The following is a 17446-nucleotide window of genomic DNA, read 5'->3' as shown; positions in this document are numbered from 1 at the left end:
TTAATTATATTAAAAGAAAATTAAAGTAGCAAGTGATATTCTATTAACTGCATATAGACAGATCACCTTCTCTTAGTTTACTTTGGAAAAATAAGGGGATTTTATTTGCAAGTAATTTATAACACTAGACCAAAAACCATTTTAGGATAATATGCACTCATCTTTTCTTTAAGCTTTTCAAGTTCCTCTTTATTTAAGTTCGTATACTCTCCATACAAATTCAAAACGTCCGCTCCATTTTCATGAAAATACACGGTAACATATAACGTCGGTAACCCTTTATTGTTTTCATCTATTGATAAGACGACATCTGGCGTTTTATTAACAGTGCTGAATGTTTCATTTCTTTTCCACTTCTTATTTTGAAACATGTCTTGTATATTATGTATCTTTCGTTTGTTATCTGTATGCGTAAAATATATAACATTATCCTCCGCTGGTTTTCCGATAGATAAAAGGGTACGACTTGAGGAAGTTTCACTGTTACACGCTGCAATCCCAATAACGAATCCGAGCAATATTACAATGTGTATGACCCTTTTCATATCGATCCGCCTCCTTTTCATATATATATTCCTTTATAAGAGGCAGATGTCCTGTAAGTATACATTTTGTGGTAAATGGAATTATATCGACAAAACTATAAAAAGAAAGAGGCTGCCTTTATGGCAGCCTCCCTCATTTTTAGAAGAATAAATGTAAGAAATCTTCTGTTGTAATGTTACCGAAGTAGCGTGCGATATCTACGCCTTCTAAAGCTGCAGTGAATGCATCTTTATCGAACTGAATGCCTGTTAGACGCTCTTCAATATCATGAACATCTAGTGAACCAAAGAAGTCGCCGTAAATTTTACATTCTGTTACTGTTCCTTTTTTCACTTCAAGACGAACATCAACTTGTCCAACTGGGAAGCGGTGTGAATGTTGTAAGTTGAACTTCGGTGATTTTCCGTAGTTCCAATCCCAATTTTGGTAACGTTCTTCAGAAAGTTTGTGGATCTCTTTCCAATCATTTTCTGTTAATTCGTACGTTGGGATTTCTGTTTCTCCTTCGAAAATTGTTTCTAGAAGAAGTTGTCTGAACTCTTCTGTCGTCATTTCTTCGTTTAGAAACTCTGTAATGTTCGCAACGCGGCTACGGATTGATTTAATTCCTTTTGATTGAATCTTATCCATTTTTACTTTTAATGCTGATACGACGTGATCGATTTCAGAGTCAAATAGTAACGTACCGTGACTGAACATACGACCTTTCGTTGAGAACTGCGCGTTACCTGAAATTTTTCTACCTTCAGCTAAAATGTCGTTACGACCACTTAGTTCTGCATTTACGCCTAATTTACCAAGCGCTTTCGTTACAGGCTCAGTAAATTTTTTGAAGTTGCTGAAACTGTCTCCATCATCTTTCGTAATAAAACTGAAGTTTAAGTTTCCTAAGTCATGATATACTGCGCCTCCGCCTGATAGACGACGAACGACATGAATACCTTTTTCTTTTACGTAATCTGCATTAATTTCTTCTACTGTGTTTTGGTTTTTACCAATGATAATCGAAGGCTCATTAATGTAGAACAGTAAATATGTTTCGTTAATATCTAAATTTTTCACACAATATTCTTCAATCGCTAAGTTTATTCTAGGATCTGTAATTCCTTTATTATCAATAAATAACATCGTATCACCTCATGAGTTCCATACGTATCCACTATGCGCTAGCGTAATATGGCCACTGAAAATTTGTTTTGCTTCTGTTACTAAATCAGATGGGTTGCCTGTATGCGGTAAGTGCGTTAATAAAAGTTCTTTTACATTCGCATCTTTTGCAATACTTGCTACTTCTGTACTATTCATATGCCCTGCTTTTGCAGCCTCTTGATGTGCATACATATTACACTCACAAATGAAAAGATCAGCATCTTTTGTGAATGGAATGAATTCAGGAATATAACTTGAATCAGCGCTGTATACTACAGCATCATCTCCAGCTGTAATACGCATCGCAAAGCATGTAACAGGATGAACAGTTTTTAAGAACGAAATCGAGAACGGTCCAACTTGAAGTGTTTCTTCTGGATTGTACGCGATTCCTTTCGTATGTGGTTCATGTGTTAAAGAATGGAATCCATTCTCGTCAAACGTATGACCGTATATTGGTAATTCCGGTAGTTGCCTTGTTGTCGCACTCGTAATTAATCTCGCATATTGCAATACCCCAATGTCCGCAACATGATCGTGATGATAGTGTGACAGTACAACTGCATCTATATGAGATGGTGTTATATATTTTTGAAGCTGTGCTAGTACACCACTACCACAGTCTACAAGTAAACGAAAACCATCGTGTTCAAACAAATACCCCGACGTTGCTTCTCCCGCTTCTGGAAAGCCGCCCCAAAAGCCGACAACAGTCATTTTCATATGTATCCATCCTTTCTAAAACCGAGTAGGAATGCAGTTTTTCTCCGTACTTGAGAAAGTTTTTTACTTACATCCTACATTGTTAACTATAATCCATTTCCTAAACTTTTTCATTAATTTTCAATTTTGTTATAAAACAGTTGTTGACTTTTATTTTTTGTACTAATACAATGATAGTGAGAAATGGAAATGGAGGGATTGACATGATCGATCAACCAATGGAGTTTTTCAGAAATTTACCGACGAAAACTTGTGCGCACTGTGGGAAAGAAATTGATGAGCAACACGAAGCATACCATAACAAATGTGACGATTGCGTTCACGAAGAATAGTAGTTTGTGAACATAAAAAAACCTAGCAGACATAGTCTACTAGGCTAATAACATCTTATCCTTCATCGTTGAACCTTTCACCAAGAGCTCCAGTTCAAACTCATACAATTCTTTTTTTCGATAATTTTTCGTATGGATTTTATCCATCATCAGGTCGACAACTTTTCGGGCCATTTCATCAATTGGCTGTTCAATTGTCGTAATACCTGGTTCTGTAATCTGCGATAATATTTGATTATCAAAACCGATAACAGCGAGATCATCTGGAATGCTCCAGTTATGGCGTTTCGCCTCTGAGATAATTCCAGCTGCTACCTCATCGCCTCCTGCCAAAATCGCGGTAGGATTTTTTTTGTCCTTTAATACTTCATGGAATATTCGTTTTCCATCTTCCCAAGAGAAAGCGTTTTCAAGAAAGTCAATCGCTTCTACTTGACGGCTCTTCTCAGTTATTGCACGTAAAAAGCCCATTTTTCGCTGCTGGCTAACGACTTTGGTTTCGTTACCACGGCAAAAAATAAGATTACGATATCCTTGATCTAACACATGCTTCGCAGCTATGTATGCTCCTTGCGCATGATCAAACTTCACTGTTGGAATATTTGCTTCCTCAATATATTCATTACACAACACGATTGGACCGTGCTGTAAGTATGGCTCTACATCTTCCCACGGATTTTCTAGTGAACATAGAATAATCCCATCTACTTGTTTCGTAGATAATAATTGTAAATACTCCATCTCTTTTTCCGGTAAATATCTTGTTTGACAAATAATCAGTTTATATTTATGTTCAGAAGCAGCAATCTCGATTGCTTCAATAAATCTACTGAAGAAAGGATTTGTAATCCTTGGAACTAGCACCGCAATTGTTTCCGTTTTTTGTTTACGAAGCCTTCTCGCCGCAGAATTAGGAACGAAGCCTAAATGCTTCATTGCTAATTGAACCCTTTTTTTCTTCTCATCTGAAACATATGGATGATTATTAATCACCCTAGAAACCGTTGTCCTTGATAACCCCGCTAATTTCGCCACGTCCTCTATAGTCGACACGAAATTCTCCCCCTTTGCATGAAAACGTTTTCTTAAATTTATTATATAGTATATTATTGGAAACTGCAATATCGGTTGTTATGATTTTACTATATTAATATTATACATAGGAAAAAGTCTGTTAATGCAGGGGCAATATACTACTTTTAGAAATTTACGTTATGTACATTCCTTTTCTTAATACCATATATCCTTTATTCAATATAAAACCCCATCAATACGTCATCTCCATATGATCCATCTTCATACTTTATTTGCTTTCTTTGTCTCCCTTCTTCTACAAAACCCATACGTTTGTACACTTTAATTGCCCGATCATTAACAGAAACTACACCTAAGCAAATTTTCTCTAAACCTTTCTGCCCTTTCGCCCAACTAATAAGAAATTCAATTAATTTCGTGCCGATGCCTTGATTACAATACGCCTCTTTAATCCCCATTCCCATTGTGCCTGCGTGTTGTAACCGTTCTAGTTCATATCGGTTGAAAATTAAAAATCCAACTACCTTCCCATCTACTTCATACACGATATAAAGATTACCTTTCTCATTACTTTTCCGTATCTTTTCTCTTTCTGCATTACTATCATTCGGTAACTTCTTTGGGGATACTATGAAAAATTTTGTAGTAGTTTCCGATAATATAATTTCTTTTCTAATATTCATAATTGCTTCTGCATCAGTCTCTTTTACTAACCGTATCATTGAATCACCTCGTACTTTTTCTTTTTAAAAATAATATTAAAACTATAAAACGTCCAATATGCAATATTACATATTGAGAATCTTTTTACTCTTGATACAATATTCATACATCAAAATAAAAGGAATGTATGCAATGAATCCAATATTAACAGCTGCAAAACAACTATTACATAAAGAAGAAAAGATTTTATCTACTTTAAAATGTTCACTTACTGGCTATATGATTACGCATAAAGTTCCATATCGTGGCATGTTACTTGCTACTAATAGAAGACTTCTCTTTTTTAGCCAATATAAAAACACATTCATTGCCGAATTTGATTATGAAAAAATATTATCCGTAGAAACGAAGAGAAGAATCTTTGACAAAAAAATAATATTTTACTATGAAGATGAATATATAACGCTTGGATACATTACAAGTTCGAATGTTGAAGCGTTCATAGACTTACTACAAAGAAACAGCAAGACTAGCACAGGCTTATAATCAGCGGGGATCCCCTCGCTGATTCATTATTTTAACTCCTCCCACTTCGTCCAAACTTCTCTCCCGTTTATACGGTACATACTATCCTCTCTATCCATAAACCTATGTACAATAAATTCACGTCTAATTGTACAAAAATCATCATGATATTGTTTTATAAATGTATTAATTTCTTTTTCTGTATATTGATTTTCAGCATTTAACTTGCTAACTAAATGCTCTAACAATACTAGTTTTTTCTTCTTTTGACCTGGAATCGATTTTAAACGATCCTCTTTATCGAAAAAGTTACGAATGGTCGTATCACGGAATTTCATTTCACTCTCGGTCATTTTTTATCCTCCATCGGTTTTTATACAATAAAATTTATCGTTTATCTTTACTATCCTTCTTCATTCTTTCACTTACAACATCCATAAAGTAATATCCACTAATTAGCACATAGTAAAATAAAAGTATCCCTAGTATATCTTTCATACTCGTATATTCTTTTTTCTGAAACAAGATAGGTGAAAGAGAGAAAACGAGAAAGAAGATTAATGGATATAAGATAAAATAGTAAGTAGGATTGCCTCTCATCATATCAACTCCTCTACCCTATGTTTCTCTGTAAATTGTTGTAATTCCTTTTCTTTCGTTTCTATAGCTTTTAGAAAGATTTGTAGATGAACCAAGGAAAAGATGCCCTCTATTAAAATAAAAAAGCACCAAAAAGGTGCTTTTTTTACGCTTCAACCGATTGATTTTCAGCAACATTTTTAAATTGTCGTTTGTGCATCAAAGTTAAGGAGGCGATTGTTCCAAGTGATAATACAACGATAAAGATCATGAGCATTCCTATGTTTTGCCACATGAAGTCAAAGTCTCCACTTGATACGACTGCTTTTAATCCTGATACAGAGTATGTCATCGGTAACCAAGCATGAAATGGTTGTAAAAACTTCGGAATCAACTCTAGTGGGAATGTTCCGGCACTTGTTGTAAGCTGAATAATTAATGTGATAATGGCGATGAAACGCCCTGCATCACCGAATGCTGTTACTAAACATTGAATTAATGCGATAAATGCTAAACTTGTAATGATGCTAAAGAGTATGAAGTATGGAATGCTTTGTACTTCTACACCTAATCCGAATAGTAATATGACATCTGCTACTATCGCTTGAATAATACCGACTGATAGTAACACGCCGAACTTACTAATAAACCAACTAAATCCTGATTTTGGAACGCCAACTGTATCACGTAATGGATATACAATTGATAATAGTAATGCCCCAACGAATAAACCGAGTGATAAGAAATACGGCGTAAATCCAGTTCCGTAGTTAGGAACTTCCGCCATTTTCTCTGTCTTCACTTTTACAGGACTTGCAAACATATCATACGTTTTATCTGTCCCTTTTACTTCCCCAGTTTTCTCTGCCCCTTCACCAAGTTTCTCAGCAAGTTCACCTGAACCATCGTTTACTTTCACTAGTCCATCAGTTACTTTTCCTGATCCGTCTGCTAGTTTATTTACGCCGTCGATTAGCTGGGTTGAGCCAGTTGATAATGTGCCTAAGCCTGTTGTTACTTGACCGGAGCCATCTGCTAATTGATTTACTCCACCTGCCATTTGATTTGCTCCTACAGATAATGTACCTAAACCGCCTGTTACTTTGCTTGAGCCATCCGCTAATTGATTTACTCCTGCAGATAATGTTCCTAAACCATCTGTTACTTTGCTTGAGCCATCTGCTAATTGATTTACTCCTGCAGATAATTGACCTAATCCAGCTGTTACTTTTCCAGAGCCGCTTTGTAATTGCGTTACTCCATCAATTAATTGAACTGATCCATCTTTTAATTTATCAGCACCTATTTTTGCATTATCTAATCCCTCACCAAATCCATGAAACTTACTAACAAATTCATTTTGTGCGTTCGTTAGTTTCTCAACACCACCTGCCAGAGCTTTCATCCCTGCTGGATTTGGTAATTTATTTTGCAACCCATTTGTTGTTTGATGTATTTCGCCCTTTAATTGTTTTACTTCTTCATTTAGTTTATTTGTTCCACCTGCTACTCCGGCAGCCTTTTGCTGAACTGTCGCTGTACTTTTTACAGCACTTGTTATGAACGGTTGTAACTGCTCTTGATATTCTTTTGGTAAACTTTCAATTTGCTTTTGTAAATTCGCTACATCTTGTGCTGCAGTTTTAGCATCTCCTGCTGTTGATTGCGTAAGTTCATTTAACTGATTTATATTCGCCCCAGCTCCATCTATTTTTTCATTTACTGTATTCAATATAGAAGGAACTTTCGACTGCATTTCCTCTAAGCCTGCAGCAGACTTTTGTACGTTACTATTTAAATCTTGCAATCCCTTTTGAATTTCTTGAGACCCTTTTTCTAATTGACTTCGCCCTTCAACAAGTTTTCCCATACCATTTGATAGATCAGTTGTTCCTGTTTTTAAATCACCGGATTTACTTACTAATTTGTTCAAACCACCGGTCACTTTCTCAGATCCATCACGCAATTCACCCGTTTTGCTATTTAACGTATTTAAACCTGCTGTTACTTTTCCGGAGCCATCTACTAATTTTCCGATACCTGCATTGCTATTTAATACATGTAAACCATCTGTTACTTTTCCTGATCCATCTACTAATTTCCCGATACCTATTTGCATTTCACCGTTTTTGCTATTTAACGTATTTAAACCTGCTGTCACTTTCCCAGATCCATCAAATAGTTTCCCAACTCCATCCTTCATCTCCCCAGATTTCCCTTGAAGTGTATGAAGGCCATCCGTCACTTTACTTGAACCATCATGCAGCTCACTTGATCCGTCGTGTAGTTTATTTGCTCCTTCCGCCCCATCTGCTAATCCTTTTGAGACGTCTTGAATGGAATCAAACATTTTCTCTGCATATGTTTTCGTTAACGTACTTGCTACTTCACCTTTAATTTTTTCAATGGCTGTTCCGCCAATTTGTGAAGATAAGAAGTTTAAACTTTCGTTTGGAATGTACTCTAAGTTTAATGGCTTTGGATTGTCTTTTAGTAACGTTGTAGCGTTACTTGAGAAGTCATCAGGAATACGAACTAACATGTAATACTTTCTACCTTCCATTCCTTTCTTCGCTTCTTTTTCACTTACGAACTCCCATTTAAAACTTTTATTATCTTTTAAATTATCAACGAGCCCTTTTCCGACCTCAATTGGTTTCCCATCAAATACTGCGCCTTTATCTAAATTGACTACTGCAACTGGTAAGTCATCTAACTGTTTATACGGATCCCAAAAGGCCCACAAAAACATCCCCGCATATAAAATCGGTACGAATAAAACCGCGATAATTGGAATTAATATTTTTTTACTTTTTATAATTTCCGTGAACTCTTTACGAAGTAACTGATTCCCTTTCATAATTTCTCCCCCTTTTATAAAATGACCAAAACGTTCATATGGTCATTTTCACCCAAACAAAAAGGCTATACTTGTTCATACATATGCCTTATCCCCGAATTTATTACTATGCAACTTTTTCTCATTTTGATTATAGTTTTTCTATATCCCCCCTTAACTCAAATATATGACCGCATTGTTCATTTGGTCATTTTTTATAAAATTAAAAGGATTATCTTAGTTTGACAATCCTTTTAGTAAATAAAGTTCAAATAACTCTGCAATTTTTTCTTTTTCTAGCGGTTCATGATTTTTTTCCCAATCAAAGATAAGCGATACGTATAGGCGAAGCATAATAAATGCTGTAATTTCTGGATCACATTTGCTAATTTCACCTTTTTCAATCGCAATCTTTAAATACGATTGAATAACAGAAACGATTTCCACATCAACTTGTTGCATAACTTCTTGTACTTCTTTCGTTCCCATATCGCGCTCTTCTTGAATTAATTTAATCATGAGCTGATGTTCTTTTCTAAATTCCAAGATGCTATATAATGCTCTATGTACATTTTCAAAAAATGAAACATCTGAACGAATTGCACTTTCTGCAACTTGCTTCATTTCTGTAATTAAATTAGAAATAATTTCACCAAATAGCTCTTCTTTATTTTTGAAAAAAGTATAAATCGTTCCTTTTCCTACATTCGCTAACTTCGCTACTTGATCCATCGTTGTTGCTTTATAACCGAACGCTGAAAAAGACTTTGTTGCAGCTTCAATAATAGAACGTTTTCGATCTATCGCCACATTGTCACCTCCAAAAATGACCAATTGGATAATATAGTCAATCAGTACATCTTTGATATTACCACACGCTTACATTCTATACAAGTTCTCTTTTTATTATTTCCAGTATAAAAGATTTCAGTCAAGTTATATCATACTGTCCATAGTGTATCAAAAAGTATACTTGTATGGAAAGCTAGAATATATTCATAATAATTGCTGGCTAGATCCCACTAGAAATTTAATAAAATAGACAGTGTTCTTAAAACTAAAAGTTTAAGAACACTGCCTTTTATTTTGACATAGAAAGTAATATTTTCTCCATTTCTTTCTTAGTTAGCTCATCATCGATTATCTCTTCGTATATCTTTGTATCTCTTGTAAAAATATCATTCACTATGACAATTTGATACTCACTATTCTTACCTTGTGCTGGTACAAACATTTTAAGGCCTCTTAACTTCCCCTCTCCATGAGAAGATTTATTATATACCATTCCTTTCCCATCTAAACTATAACTTTCTAGATTCTCTACTCCAGGCATCATATAGTGTAGCGGATCCTTACCACCATTAACATTACCATCCATATACATCCTTGACTGGTAAATTGTAAAACCATATTTTCCTTTTGTATATTCTGATTTAATAACTAATTCTACATCTCTTCCAAAATATGAGTCTGCCCATTCTCTCTTTAATTCATAACCTTCAGGTATATAAGTCGGCTGCTTAATTTGATACGGTACATGTTCTTTCGCTTCTTCTATAGTATATGTTAAAGACTTCTCCAGCTTATCTCCAAGCGGTTTTAATGTCTTCTCAATAGTAGCTAGTCTTTCTTGATCAGCTTTCTTCAAGCGTTCAGGTTTATATTCCTTTGTATCTCCATCATAATTCTCAGGCACATTTTTCTTAACCATTGCTTTTTTATGAATTTCTTGCGCTTCCTTAAATAATCGAACATACTGCTCAAATTCTTCTTTTGTAAAATTCTTTTCTGCCAAATACAAAAAATCTGTATTCTTTTTATATGACGTTATTGACATCCCCCATTCTCTACTTGCATTCTCCGGTGTACCTAATACTGTTTCTATCGCTTTTTCAAATGCCGCTTTAGATTGCTTTTTTTCTACAACTTTTTCTTTCTGTCTTTCATCTCCCTCAGTTATCCTTGCATTTAATAAAAATCCGCCCGCTATAGCTGCTATAGCAATCACTCCGAGTAAAGAAAGACGATACGATTTCTTTTGAAACTTTTTAATCATAACGATTCTCCTTTTTAGTGTTCGTTTATTTCTACTTAAATTTGCTAGGCTTGGTACTTGATAGGAATAGTGTTCTAAGAGGGTAAGAATTGTATGACCGTATGCAATTTGCTCCTCTTTATCTATAAAAGTAAGTGCATATGCATCACAGGCTAATTCTTGATCTTCTCGCATACAAAAATAGGCGTACCAAAGAATCGGATTGAACCAATTTAATAGGATTAAACTGTACATAATCCAATTTACAGCTACATCATTTCTCTTAATATGAGCTAACTCATGGTAAAAAACATATTGTAATTGTTGCTCATTTAATATTTTCATATGTTTTTTTGATAGTAATACTTTTGGGCGGAAGAAACTAAACACAGTTGGACTTGCAATCTTTCCCGCTAGACGTAACGAAACTGCCTTCTTCATTTTCATAGATTGCTTACAGCGATTAAACACTGTAGCGACCTGTTCATCCGTAATATCCGGTTGTTTCTTTATGTAAGAATATAAACGTCTATTTGTAAGAAACGTGATGGCTGCTAATACGATTACCCCAGCTAGCCAAACATACAAAGCAACTTTGTATAAAGACAATGTAGTCTGTTGTTCCGAACTCGCGTTTACTTCAGGTTCACTATTTTTTGTCACAGTTTCAGAATTTGATTCCAATTCCACTTTTCGGTCGCTTTCTATGTTCACTATATTCTCAGTAGACGGCATATTTTTTGGAATAACTTCCGATACGCTAGAACTATAAGAAAGTAATGAGTAAATGCTATACGAGCTATCTGGCGACCACGGTAAAAGGAGTCTTATCATTAATACGATCCACAGCATATATTGCCATCGGGGGGGTAATTTATTTCTAAATAGAACTTTTATACATAAAATAAATCCAACTAATATGCTGGCCATAAGTGACGTTTCTATAAGCCAATCAAAAAAATGAGGAAGGTATACATTTATAAGCGTGTTTATCATTTTTATCGATCCTTCCTCTTATTCTCCTCTGTCTTCTCATCTAAAATGCGTTTCAGTTCATTAATATCTTCTGAAGACAATTTTTCCTCTTTTAAAAAATTAACAAGTAACGGTTTAAACGCTGCACCGCAAAAACGCTTTAGTAAAGATTTCGTTTCCACTTGCAAATAATTATCTTGTGATACTAACGGATAATAAGCGTACATACGCCCTTTATCTTGATGGTAAGAAACGGCTTCCTTTTGTACTAATCGATTAATTAATGTGCGGATTGTTTTCGGTTTCCAGTCCATTGCATCTTCCAGTTCTTCTATAATTTCATTCGCTGTTTGCGGAGAACTCGACCAAAGTACTTTCATAATTTCTAATTCCGCTTCAGATATTTTAGGTAATTGATTTGTCATCGTATGTTTCACTCCTAAGTATTACATTTGTAATCTATAATTAAGATTACAAATGTAATACTTAATTGTCAACCATATTTCAGAAAAATTAATTTCAGCTAACCTTACTTCACAACGACAAAATTCCTCTTTTTCAAATAATCAAATAAAAAAACAAGAAAATCTTTACAATTAATAGTAATATAGAAAATAGACAAGTTTATCAAAACAGTGGAGGCTTTTTCAGTCATGATGCGTGCACTTCGTTTAAATATAAAGCAAGCTTTTTGTAATCGTGTTTCTTTAATTATTATGTTTAGTGGACTAGCTCTTATTTTTATTTATCATTATTATTATGTAATTCGTTACATTGGGGATGGAACGGATGCCTTTGTAACAACAGCTGTTAAATGGATTGGATTTCGCGACAATGAAATGGATGTTTATTTATTATTAATGCCCGTTATTGCTAGTTTCCCCTTTAGTACAAGTTACAATTCGGATAAATCAGATGGTTTTAAACCGTTTGTAAGTAAAGGGATTTCTTTGTTCCCTTATTCAGTAACGAAATATATCGTTACATTCTTTTGTGGCGGATTTCTTTATACATTTCCATTCATCTTATCGTTATTATTTTGCAAATTAACCATTCCAGACGGAGAACCGACTGCTGGTTCAGGCATTATAAATGATAATGGGATGTTTGCAAACTTATATTACGAATCTCCCCTCACTTACATTGCTGTATATATCGGAATTAATTTTTTATTTGCAGGTTTAATGGCCCTTTTAGGACTTGCAGCATCTGCGTGGTCACAAAAGGACTATATGGCGATTCTTTTCCCATTTGCAGTTGCCTCCATTCCTTACGTCCTGCTAAATACGATATTCCCTACAATAGGCGGAGCGCCTTTTCATTTATATGACCCAAAACAACCGTTGCATGGCATGTCTCCGTATATTTTAACGATGCAATGCACTATCTTCCTTCTCGTTAGCTTAATCATGTATATACAAGGAGTAAAACGTGATAGAAAAAAATATAGAAGAAGGTTGCAAAGAAGAGAGCGGTGTAGAAAAGCGTTTCAAACAATTTCAGACTAAATAATCAAACGAATAAGAGCGTAATTCCCTAAGTTAACATAGAGAATTACGCTCTTATTATCATTACATATAATCATCCTCCCCTTTACGGTGTACCTGCCAATCCCCATAAGATAACGAACACCGCAAAATAAATTGCTTTAATACCTACCACTGAACATAATAAAATAATTGCATATTTACTTAATTCTCTTCTTGCACCTATTAAAGTAAAAATAACCGCCAAACTAAATGTTATATAAGAAGCTGCTGTATTAATTAAGTTATACGTAATATCTAGATTGCTTGTAAGTCCTGTTATATCAGCTACAAACTGAAGCATGACGATCGTACTAAAAAAAATTGCAAGCTGATTCATTAACTTTCCATTTATTTGTAACTGCATTGTTGTCCCCCTTAAAAAACTAAATATTCAATTAATTTTATCATTAGATTACAAAAAAAGGAATCATCTCTTTATACTATTCTATAACAATGAAAAAAAAGGAACGCTTAGTCACCTAAGCGTTCCTTTCTTTAAGAAGCTTTCTTCAAATCAATTTGAGCAAGTACTGGGTCATGGTCGCTTACACGTCCGTGCTCTTTCATTATGTTTGAGTTTAAGTGCACTGGATCTACAATTGTGTGCGATGCGATGTTGTTTGTTACTAAAATATGATCTAACACTTGTGCATTTCCTTCGTGAATGTAAGTGTAACGATTCTCTTTCGGCACTGTGTTTAACATATCTTTTAAGATTGTTCCCTCTAGTGCTTTTAGTGGTTTAGAGAACTCGAAATCGTTCATATCACCTAACACGACAACTGGTGCATTCGTATTCTTTTTCTGAATTCCTTGCACGAAATGATTTACTTCTTGTGCTAACTGAATTCGTTTGTCTTCACTTTTTAATACGAGCGGCTGCACTTTTCCAAATGGCGTTGCATCTCCTAGTTTTGAGTTTAAGTGATTTGCAACGACAACAATGTTTTGTCCTTGGAACGTAAATTCTGCCGCTAACGGTTTACGGGTACTTTCAAATAATGGATTTTCGTCTCCAATACGAACAACATTTTTATCAAGTAACTTTGGTACCGTCGCTAATTTCACGCGTGATGGATTATAGAAGAAGCCGACGCGAATATTCGCTCCTGGTGCTCCTCCGTCTTGATTATTGTTTGGAGCGATTTCTACATACTCGTACTTCGGTCCACGAATTTCTAGGACTGCATCAATGATACGTTTTGCGCTTAATGACGCATCTGTTGTACCGTCATTAATTGATCCGTTATTATCTTGCATTTCCTCTACACCGATAATATCTGGCATTTTTAAGTTGTATTTAATAGAATACGCTAACGCTTTTACCTTTTCATCTGTTGTTTCTTTTTTATTCGCTGAGAAGTTTTCAATGTTATATGTAGCAACCGTTAACTTATCAAGACGTGGCTGAATATTTGCGCCTACTTGCTTAAATCCACCATCCACTACAGCTGGCAGTTCTGTTATTGGCGAAATACGGAAAGAACCGTAATCATATCCTACTACCCCTGTTATATCTCCAGTGAAAGTATCTCCTACTTTTGCTACATAATCGCGAGGTACTTTTACAGAAAGACGCTCTGGGTTTAATTGATTTTCATCTAATAGAGGTGTCCCATATTGTGTTACTATTTTATCTCCACCATTTTTTACTGTTACATATAAATTCCCGTTTTTCTGAGGTGTAATAATTTTTGGTGTTGGCATCGTAACACGCATACCTTCTATACTTTCATAGAAGTCGATTGCATCTTCATTTGGATCAAATAAACCAAATGCATCATTATCAATAATCTGGTCCGGGATTTTCACACCGTTTTCTCCAAGTACAATCGGTGCTGGTAAAGTTTGATTTTTTGCGATTACAGCAACGCGACTCGCCTTAATTTCTGTCGTCGTTAAGTCTGTTTCAAATCGCTCTGCATATCCTGGTCCAACATATTCTTCTACTACTCCATCAACTTGAATAAGATCTCCTACTGCTACATTCGCATCTTTTTTATATACGTAAATACCTTCTGAAGTAGCTGGATCATTATCCGGCTGATTATCTTCTATATAAAAGCCGTTTTTATCAAGCGCTGTGACAACGCCTTCCACATTGTTTACTTTCTTCCCGTTGTAAGGAGAAATATGTGATTTTCCTTGAATGTCATGAATACGAACCTGTTCATTATTTACGATAATAAATGAAAATGTCGAAATTGCTGAAGAAGTAAGCCCTTCTTTTTCCGCGATTGCTTTCACTACACTATTTTCATTCATTACAATTTGTCCATTATAACGAACACTTTTATTAGTAGGATTAGAGCCATCTAACGTATAGTAGATTGTTGCCCCTTCTGTATTCGTCGTTAATGTTACCGCTGTTCCTTTAGCAACTTCTCCGCCGTTCGGTGAAGCTACTACGTCGCTAACACGGTTTTGTCCTTCACCTTGAAACTTATAAGCTGTTACTGATTTTAGACCTGGGTTACTAAAATATAATTCAAGAGTCCCAGTCAAACTAACTTTCTTCCCGATATTTTCAGGGTGATCTTTTACATTCACTGCCGTTCTCACATCACCTTTTGGCAACTGAACGGGCATGATTTTGTCTGGATTCGTTTCGTTTGGCGAATCTGCAATTGCTACGTTTGTATCATCAAACTTAGCTGGATCCTTCGTATATTTAGAAGAACTTTGCGTATATCCGACAATATAGCCTTCCACAATCCCCTTCGTTTTCCCTTGCTGCTTAAATACTTGAATTGCTTTTTCTACTGACATAGAAGCAGTTTCTTCTGCTTGCGCTAAAGTTCCAGTAAATGAAAGCAATAGCAAGAATGATAAAAAGACACTTAACAATTTCTTCACAGCCATTTTCCTCTCCCTATTTCATATTTTCTCAGCATTTCTATCATAACAAATGATTCGTTATATAGAACTATATTTCGACAAATTTTACAAAAAATTAATCTCAGCTATAAGTTTAAAACAAAAAATTACTTACGTTAAAAACAGGTGGAATATGGACAGTACAAACACCTATTTTCCAATAAAAAACTCCTACTTCATTAGTGAAGTAGGAGTTTTTTATACATTTAAAGCTTCTCGTTCACATTCTACTATTTTTTCAATATGTGCCAGCACACGTTTCGCTGCCAACTCACCTTGATTAATACAATCTGGAAGTCCAGCACCAGCATAGGAGCTACCTGCCAAGTATATACCAGGCAACTCTTTCTCCATAAATGTTGTGAGCTTTTTCATTCGCTCGTTATGGCCTACTGTATATTGAGGCATCGCTTCTTTCCAGCGGCTTACGATTGTAAACTCTGGATCCTCTGTAATATCCATCGTCTTTCTTAAATCTTCTAGTACAAGCTGAACGAGTTCTTCTTCAGTTTGTTCTACAACCGCTTCATCACCAGCACGTCCAACGTAACAGCGAAGGAGTGTTTTTCCTTCTGGCGTTGTATGTGGCCATTTTTTATGCGTCCACGTACATGCTGTAATCGTGTAATCGCTATTTCGTGATACGACAAATCCTGTACCATTAATATCGCGCTGGATTGCGGACTTTTGGAAAGCAAGTGCGACATTGGCAACGGATGTGGATGGAATATTACGGAAGAAACGAAACTGCTTGTACTGAGCAAACATGGACGGCAATACTTTATGCGAAGTTGCCACTACGATGGCGTCCGCTTCTATTTCTTTTCCGTTACTAAGAGTAATCGTATAACCATCACCCTGTTTTGCAATTTTTTCAATGCGAGTTCCCTTTATTATCGTACCTTCATGCATCTTTGCTTCGAGAGATTTTACGATAGATTCTAAACCTGTTTTCACTGTTTGGAACATTCCCTTTTTCGGTTCAGCTTTCTCTTCTTTCGGAGCGAGCGTACGCATACCGAGTGAAATACTGCGATGTTTCTGCTCAATTTGATACATTTGCGGGAATGTTGACATTAAGCTCATTTCATCAATATCCCCTGCATAAATACCCGATAGTAACGGTTCTATTAAGTTTTCAACCACTTCGTTTCCAAGACGATGTCTGAAAAATTGTCCGAGTGATTGGTCAGATACTGGCTTTGACCTCGGCATTAATAGATCAAAGCCAGCTCTTAGTTTACCAATTGGGGAGAACAGCCCGGAAAATAGAAACGGCGTAATTTGCGTTGGAATTCCCATCACTGATCCATTCGGCATTTTATGTAACCGATTGTTTACAAGGATAAATGATTGACCGGCTTGATTATTTACAAGTTCATCGCCGAGACCTAATTCTTTCACTAATCTAGCTGCACTTTCTTTTCGTGCTAAGAAAGAATCCGGTCCGCGCTCAATTGTAAATCCATCTTTTCGAACGGTTTGAATTTTTCCGCCAAGTTTACCCGATGCTTCTATAAGTAATGTATCAATCGGCAAGTTTTTTTCATGAATATTTTTTTGTAAGTTATACATTGCTGTTAATCCAGTGATGCCTCCGCCGACGATCACAACTTTTTTCCTCAAGCAGGCTCCCCCT

At 35.5% G+C, this 17446-nt stretch carries 17 protein-coding genes; 3 read left to right on the top strand and 14 right to left on the bottom strand.

Annotated features, from left to right (window positions below; translation table 11 throughout):
* Positions 1-116: 116 nt before the first annotated feature.
* From QCI81_RS19795 to QCI81_RS19785, 3 genes are all read right to left on the bottom strand, one after another.
* Positions 117-545 (bottom strand): hypothetical protein, encoded by a 429-nt coding sequence (locus QCI81_RS19795; RefSeq protein ID WP_071731578.1) that lies wholly within the window; start codon positions 543-545, stop codon positions 117-119.
* Positions 546-684: 139 nt separating this feature from the next.
* A complete protein-coding gene (gene lplA / locus QCI81_RS19790; RefSeq protein WP_029442085.1) occupies positions 685-1674 on the bottom strand; it encodes a lipoate--protein ligase in 990 nt (329 codons plus the stop codon).
* Positions 1675-1683: 9 nt separating this feature from the next.
* Positions 1684-2418: an MBL fold metallo-hydrolase gene (locus QCI81_RS19785; RefSeq protein ID WP_000784690.1), complete on the bottom strand. Its 735-nt coding sequence runs from the start codon at positions 2416-2418 to the stop codon at positions 1684-1686.
* A 203-nt stretch (positions 2419-2621) separates the two neighbouring features.
* On the opposite strand from QCI81_RS19785, the gene yhfH reads away from it, so the two are divergent.
* Positions 2622-2750, top strand: coding sequence for a protein YhfH (gene yhfH, locus QCI81_RS19780; RefSeq protein WP_000567010.1), 129 nt, complete (start codon positions 2622-2624; stop codon positions 2748-2750).
* Between the two features lie 39 nt (positions 2751-2789).
* Here yhfH and QCI81_RS19775 read toward each other — a convergent pair whose 3' ends face one another.
* Both QCI81_RS19775 and QCI81_RS19770 read right to left on the bottom strand, forming a co-directional pair.
* Entirely contained in the window at positions 2790-3803 is a 1014-nt protein-coding gene (locus QCI81_RS19775; RefSeq protein WP_000103715.1) for a LacI family DNA-binding transcriptional regulator, read from the bottom strand.
* A gap of 194 nt (positions 3804-3997) precedes the next feature.
* Entirely contained in the window at positions 3998-4507 is a 510-nt protein-coding gene (locus tag QCI81_RS19770) for a GNAT family N-acetyltransferase (RefSeq protein WP_071731577.1), read from the bottom strand.
* 133 nt (positions 4508-4640) lie between these two features.
* On the opposite strand from QCI81_RS19770, the gene QCI81_RS19765 reads away from it, so the two are divergent.
* On the top strand, positions 4641-4994 hold the full coding sequence (locus QCI81_RS19765; RefSeq protein WP_001068222.1) for a PH domain-containing protein: 354 nt from the start codon (positions 4641-4643) through the stop codon (positions 4992-4994).
* 26 nt (positions 4995-5020) lie between these two features.
* On the opposite strand, the gene QCI81_RS19760 is transcribed toward QCI81_RS19765, so the two are convergent.
* The 6 genes from QCI81_RS19760 to QCI81_RS19735 form a co-directional block, all read right to left on the bottom strand.
* Positions 5021-5326 carry a DUF2087 domain-containing protein gene (locus QCI81_RS19760; RefSeq protein ID WP_065482510.1) on the bottom strand — a complete coding sequence of 102 codons (306 nt, stop codon included), beginning with the start codon at positions 5324-5326 and terminating at the stop codon, positions 5021-5023.
* 34 nt (positions 5327-5360) lie between these two features.
* Positions 5361-5576, bottom strand: a complete 216-nt coding sequence (locus tag QCI81_RS19755) for a hypothetical protein (protein ID WP_071731576.1) — start codon at positions 5574-5576, stop codon at positions 5361-5363.
* A 142-nt stretch (positions 5577-5718) separates the two neighbouring features.
* A complete protein-coding gene (locus QCI81_RS19750) occupies positions 5719-8412 on the bottom strand; it encodes a YhgE/Pip domain-containing protein (protein WP_078993497.1) in 2694 nt (897 codons plus the stop codon).
* A 216-nt stretch (positions 8413-8628) separates the two neighbouring features.
* On the bottom strand, positions 8629-9201 hold the full coding sequence (locus QCI81_RS19745; RefSeq protein ID WP_000963381.1) for a TetR/AcrR family transcriptional regulator: 573 nt from the start codon (positions 9199-9201) through the stop codon (positions 8629-8631).
* A gap of 271 nt (positions 9202-9472) precedes the next feature.
* Positions 9473-11422 (bottom strand): M56 family metallopeptidase, encoded by a 1950-nt coding sequence (locus QCI81_RS19740; protein WP_071731574.1) that lies wholly within the window; start codon positions 11420-11422, stop codon positions 9473-9475.
* 2 nt (positions 11423-11424) lie between these two features.
* Positions 11425-11826 (bottom strand): BlaI/MecI/CopY family transcriptional regulator, encoded by a 402-nt coding sequence (locus QCI81_RS19735; RefSeq protein ID WP_000184509.1) that lies wholly within the window; start codon positions 11824-11826, stop codon positions 11425-11427.
* Between the two features lie 228 nt (positions 11827-12054).
* Between QCI81_RS19735 and QCI81_RS19730 the strand changes: the two genes are divergently transcribed.
* Positions 12055-12909: a hypothetical protein gene (locus QCI81_RS19730; protein WP_071731573.1), complete on the top strand. Its 855-nt coding sequence runs from the start codon at positions 12055-12057 to the stop codon at positions 12907-12909.
* Positions 12910-12994: 85 nt separating this feature from the next.
* On the opposite strand, the gene QCI81_RS19725 is transcribed toward QCI81_RS19730, so the two are convergent.
* The 3 genes from QCI81_RS19725 to hemY form a co-directional block, all read right to left on the bottom strand.
* A complete protein-coding gene (locus QCI81_RS19725; RefSeq protein WP_001176841.1) occupies positions 12995-13294 on the bottom strand; it encodes a hypothetical protein in 300 nt (99 codons plus the stop codon).
* Positions 13295-13425: 131 nt separating this feature from the next.
* A complete protein-coding gene (locus QCI81_RS19720; RefSeq protein ID WP_023521386.1) occupies positions 13426-15792 on the bottom strand; it encodes a DUF6359 domain-containing protein in 2367 nt (788 codons plus the stop codon).
* A 213-nt stretch (positions 15793-16005) separates the two neighbouring features.
* The gene (hemY, locus tag QCI81_RS19715) at positions 16006-17433 is read right to left on the bottom strand and encodes a protoporphyrinogen oxidase (RefSeq protein ID WP_071731572.1); all 1428 of its coding nucleotides are present in this window, start codon (positions 17431-17433) and stop codon (positions 16006-16008) included.
* Between the last annotated feature and the right edge of the window lie 13 nt (positions 17434-17446).

Source organism: Bacillus cereus group sp. MG20, assembly GCF_040459885.1.
Taxonomy (GTDB): domain Bacteria; phylum Bacillota; class Bacilli; order Bacillales; family Bacillaceae_G; genus Bacillus_A; species Bacillus_A cereus.
Note: the sequence above shows the minus strand (reverse complement) of the source record. Positions and strands in the feature narration are given on the sequence as shown.

Coding starts and splice junctions, on each gene's coding strand:
- QCI81_RS19795 (WP_071731578.1), bottom strand. CDS start 545: ATGAAAAGGGTCATACACATTGTAATATTGCTCGGATTCGTTATTGGG.
- lplA (WP_029442085.1), bottom strand. CDS start 1,674: ATGTTATTTATTGATAATAAAGGAATTACAGATCCTAGAATAAACTTA.
- QCI81_RS19785 (WP_000784690.1), bottom strand. CDS start 2,418: ATGAAAATGACTGTTGTCGGCTTTTGGGGCGGCTTTCCAGAAGCGGGA.
- yhfH (WP_000567010.1), top strand. CDS start 2,622: ATGATCGATCAACCAATGGAGTTTTTCAGAAATTTACCGACGAAAACT.
- QCI81_RS19770 (WP_071731577.1), bottom strand. CDS start 4,507: ATGATACGGTTAGTAAAAGAGACTGATGCAGAAGCAATTATGAATATT.
- QCI81_RS19765 (WP_001068222.1), top strand. CDS start 4,641: ATGAATCCAATATTAACAGCTGCAAAACAACTATTACATAAAGAAGAA.
- QCI81_RS19760 (WP_065482510.1), bottom strand. CDS start 5,326: ATGACCGAGAGTGAAATGAAATTCCGTGATACGACCATTCGTAACTTT.
- QCI81_RS19755 (WP_071731576.1), bottom strand. CDS start 5,576: ATGATGAGAGGCAATCCTACTTACTATTTTATCTTATATCCATTAATC.
- QCI81_RS19750 (WP_078993497.1), bottom strand. CDS start 8,412: ATGAAAGGGAATCAGTTACTTCGTAAAGAGTTCACGGAAATTATAAAA.
- QCI81_RS19740 (WP_071731574.1), bottom strand. CDS start 11,422: ATGATAAACACGCTTATAAATGTATACCTTCCTCATTTTTTTGATTGG.
- QCI81_RS19735 (WP_000184509.1), bottom strand. CDS start 11,826: ATGACAAATCAATTACCTAAAATATCTGAAGCGGAATTAGAAATTATG.
- QCI81_RS19730 (WP_071731573.1), top strand. CDS start 12,055: ATGATGCGTGCACTTCGTTTAAATATAAAGCAAGCTTTTTGTAATCGT.
- QCI81_RS19725 (WP_001176841.1), bottom strand. CDS start 13,294: ATGCAGTTACAAATAAATGGAAAGTTAATGAATCAGCTTGCAATTTTT.
- QCI81_RS19720 (WP_023521386.1), bottom strand. CDS start 15,792: ATGGCTGTGAAGAAATTGTTAAGTGTCTTTTTATCATTCTTGCTATTG.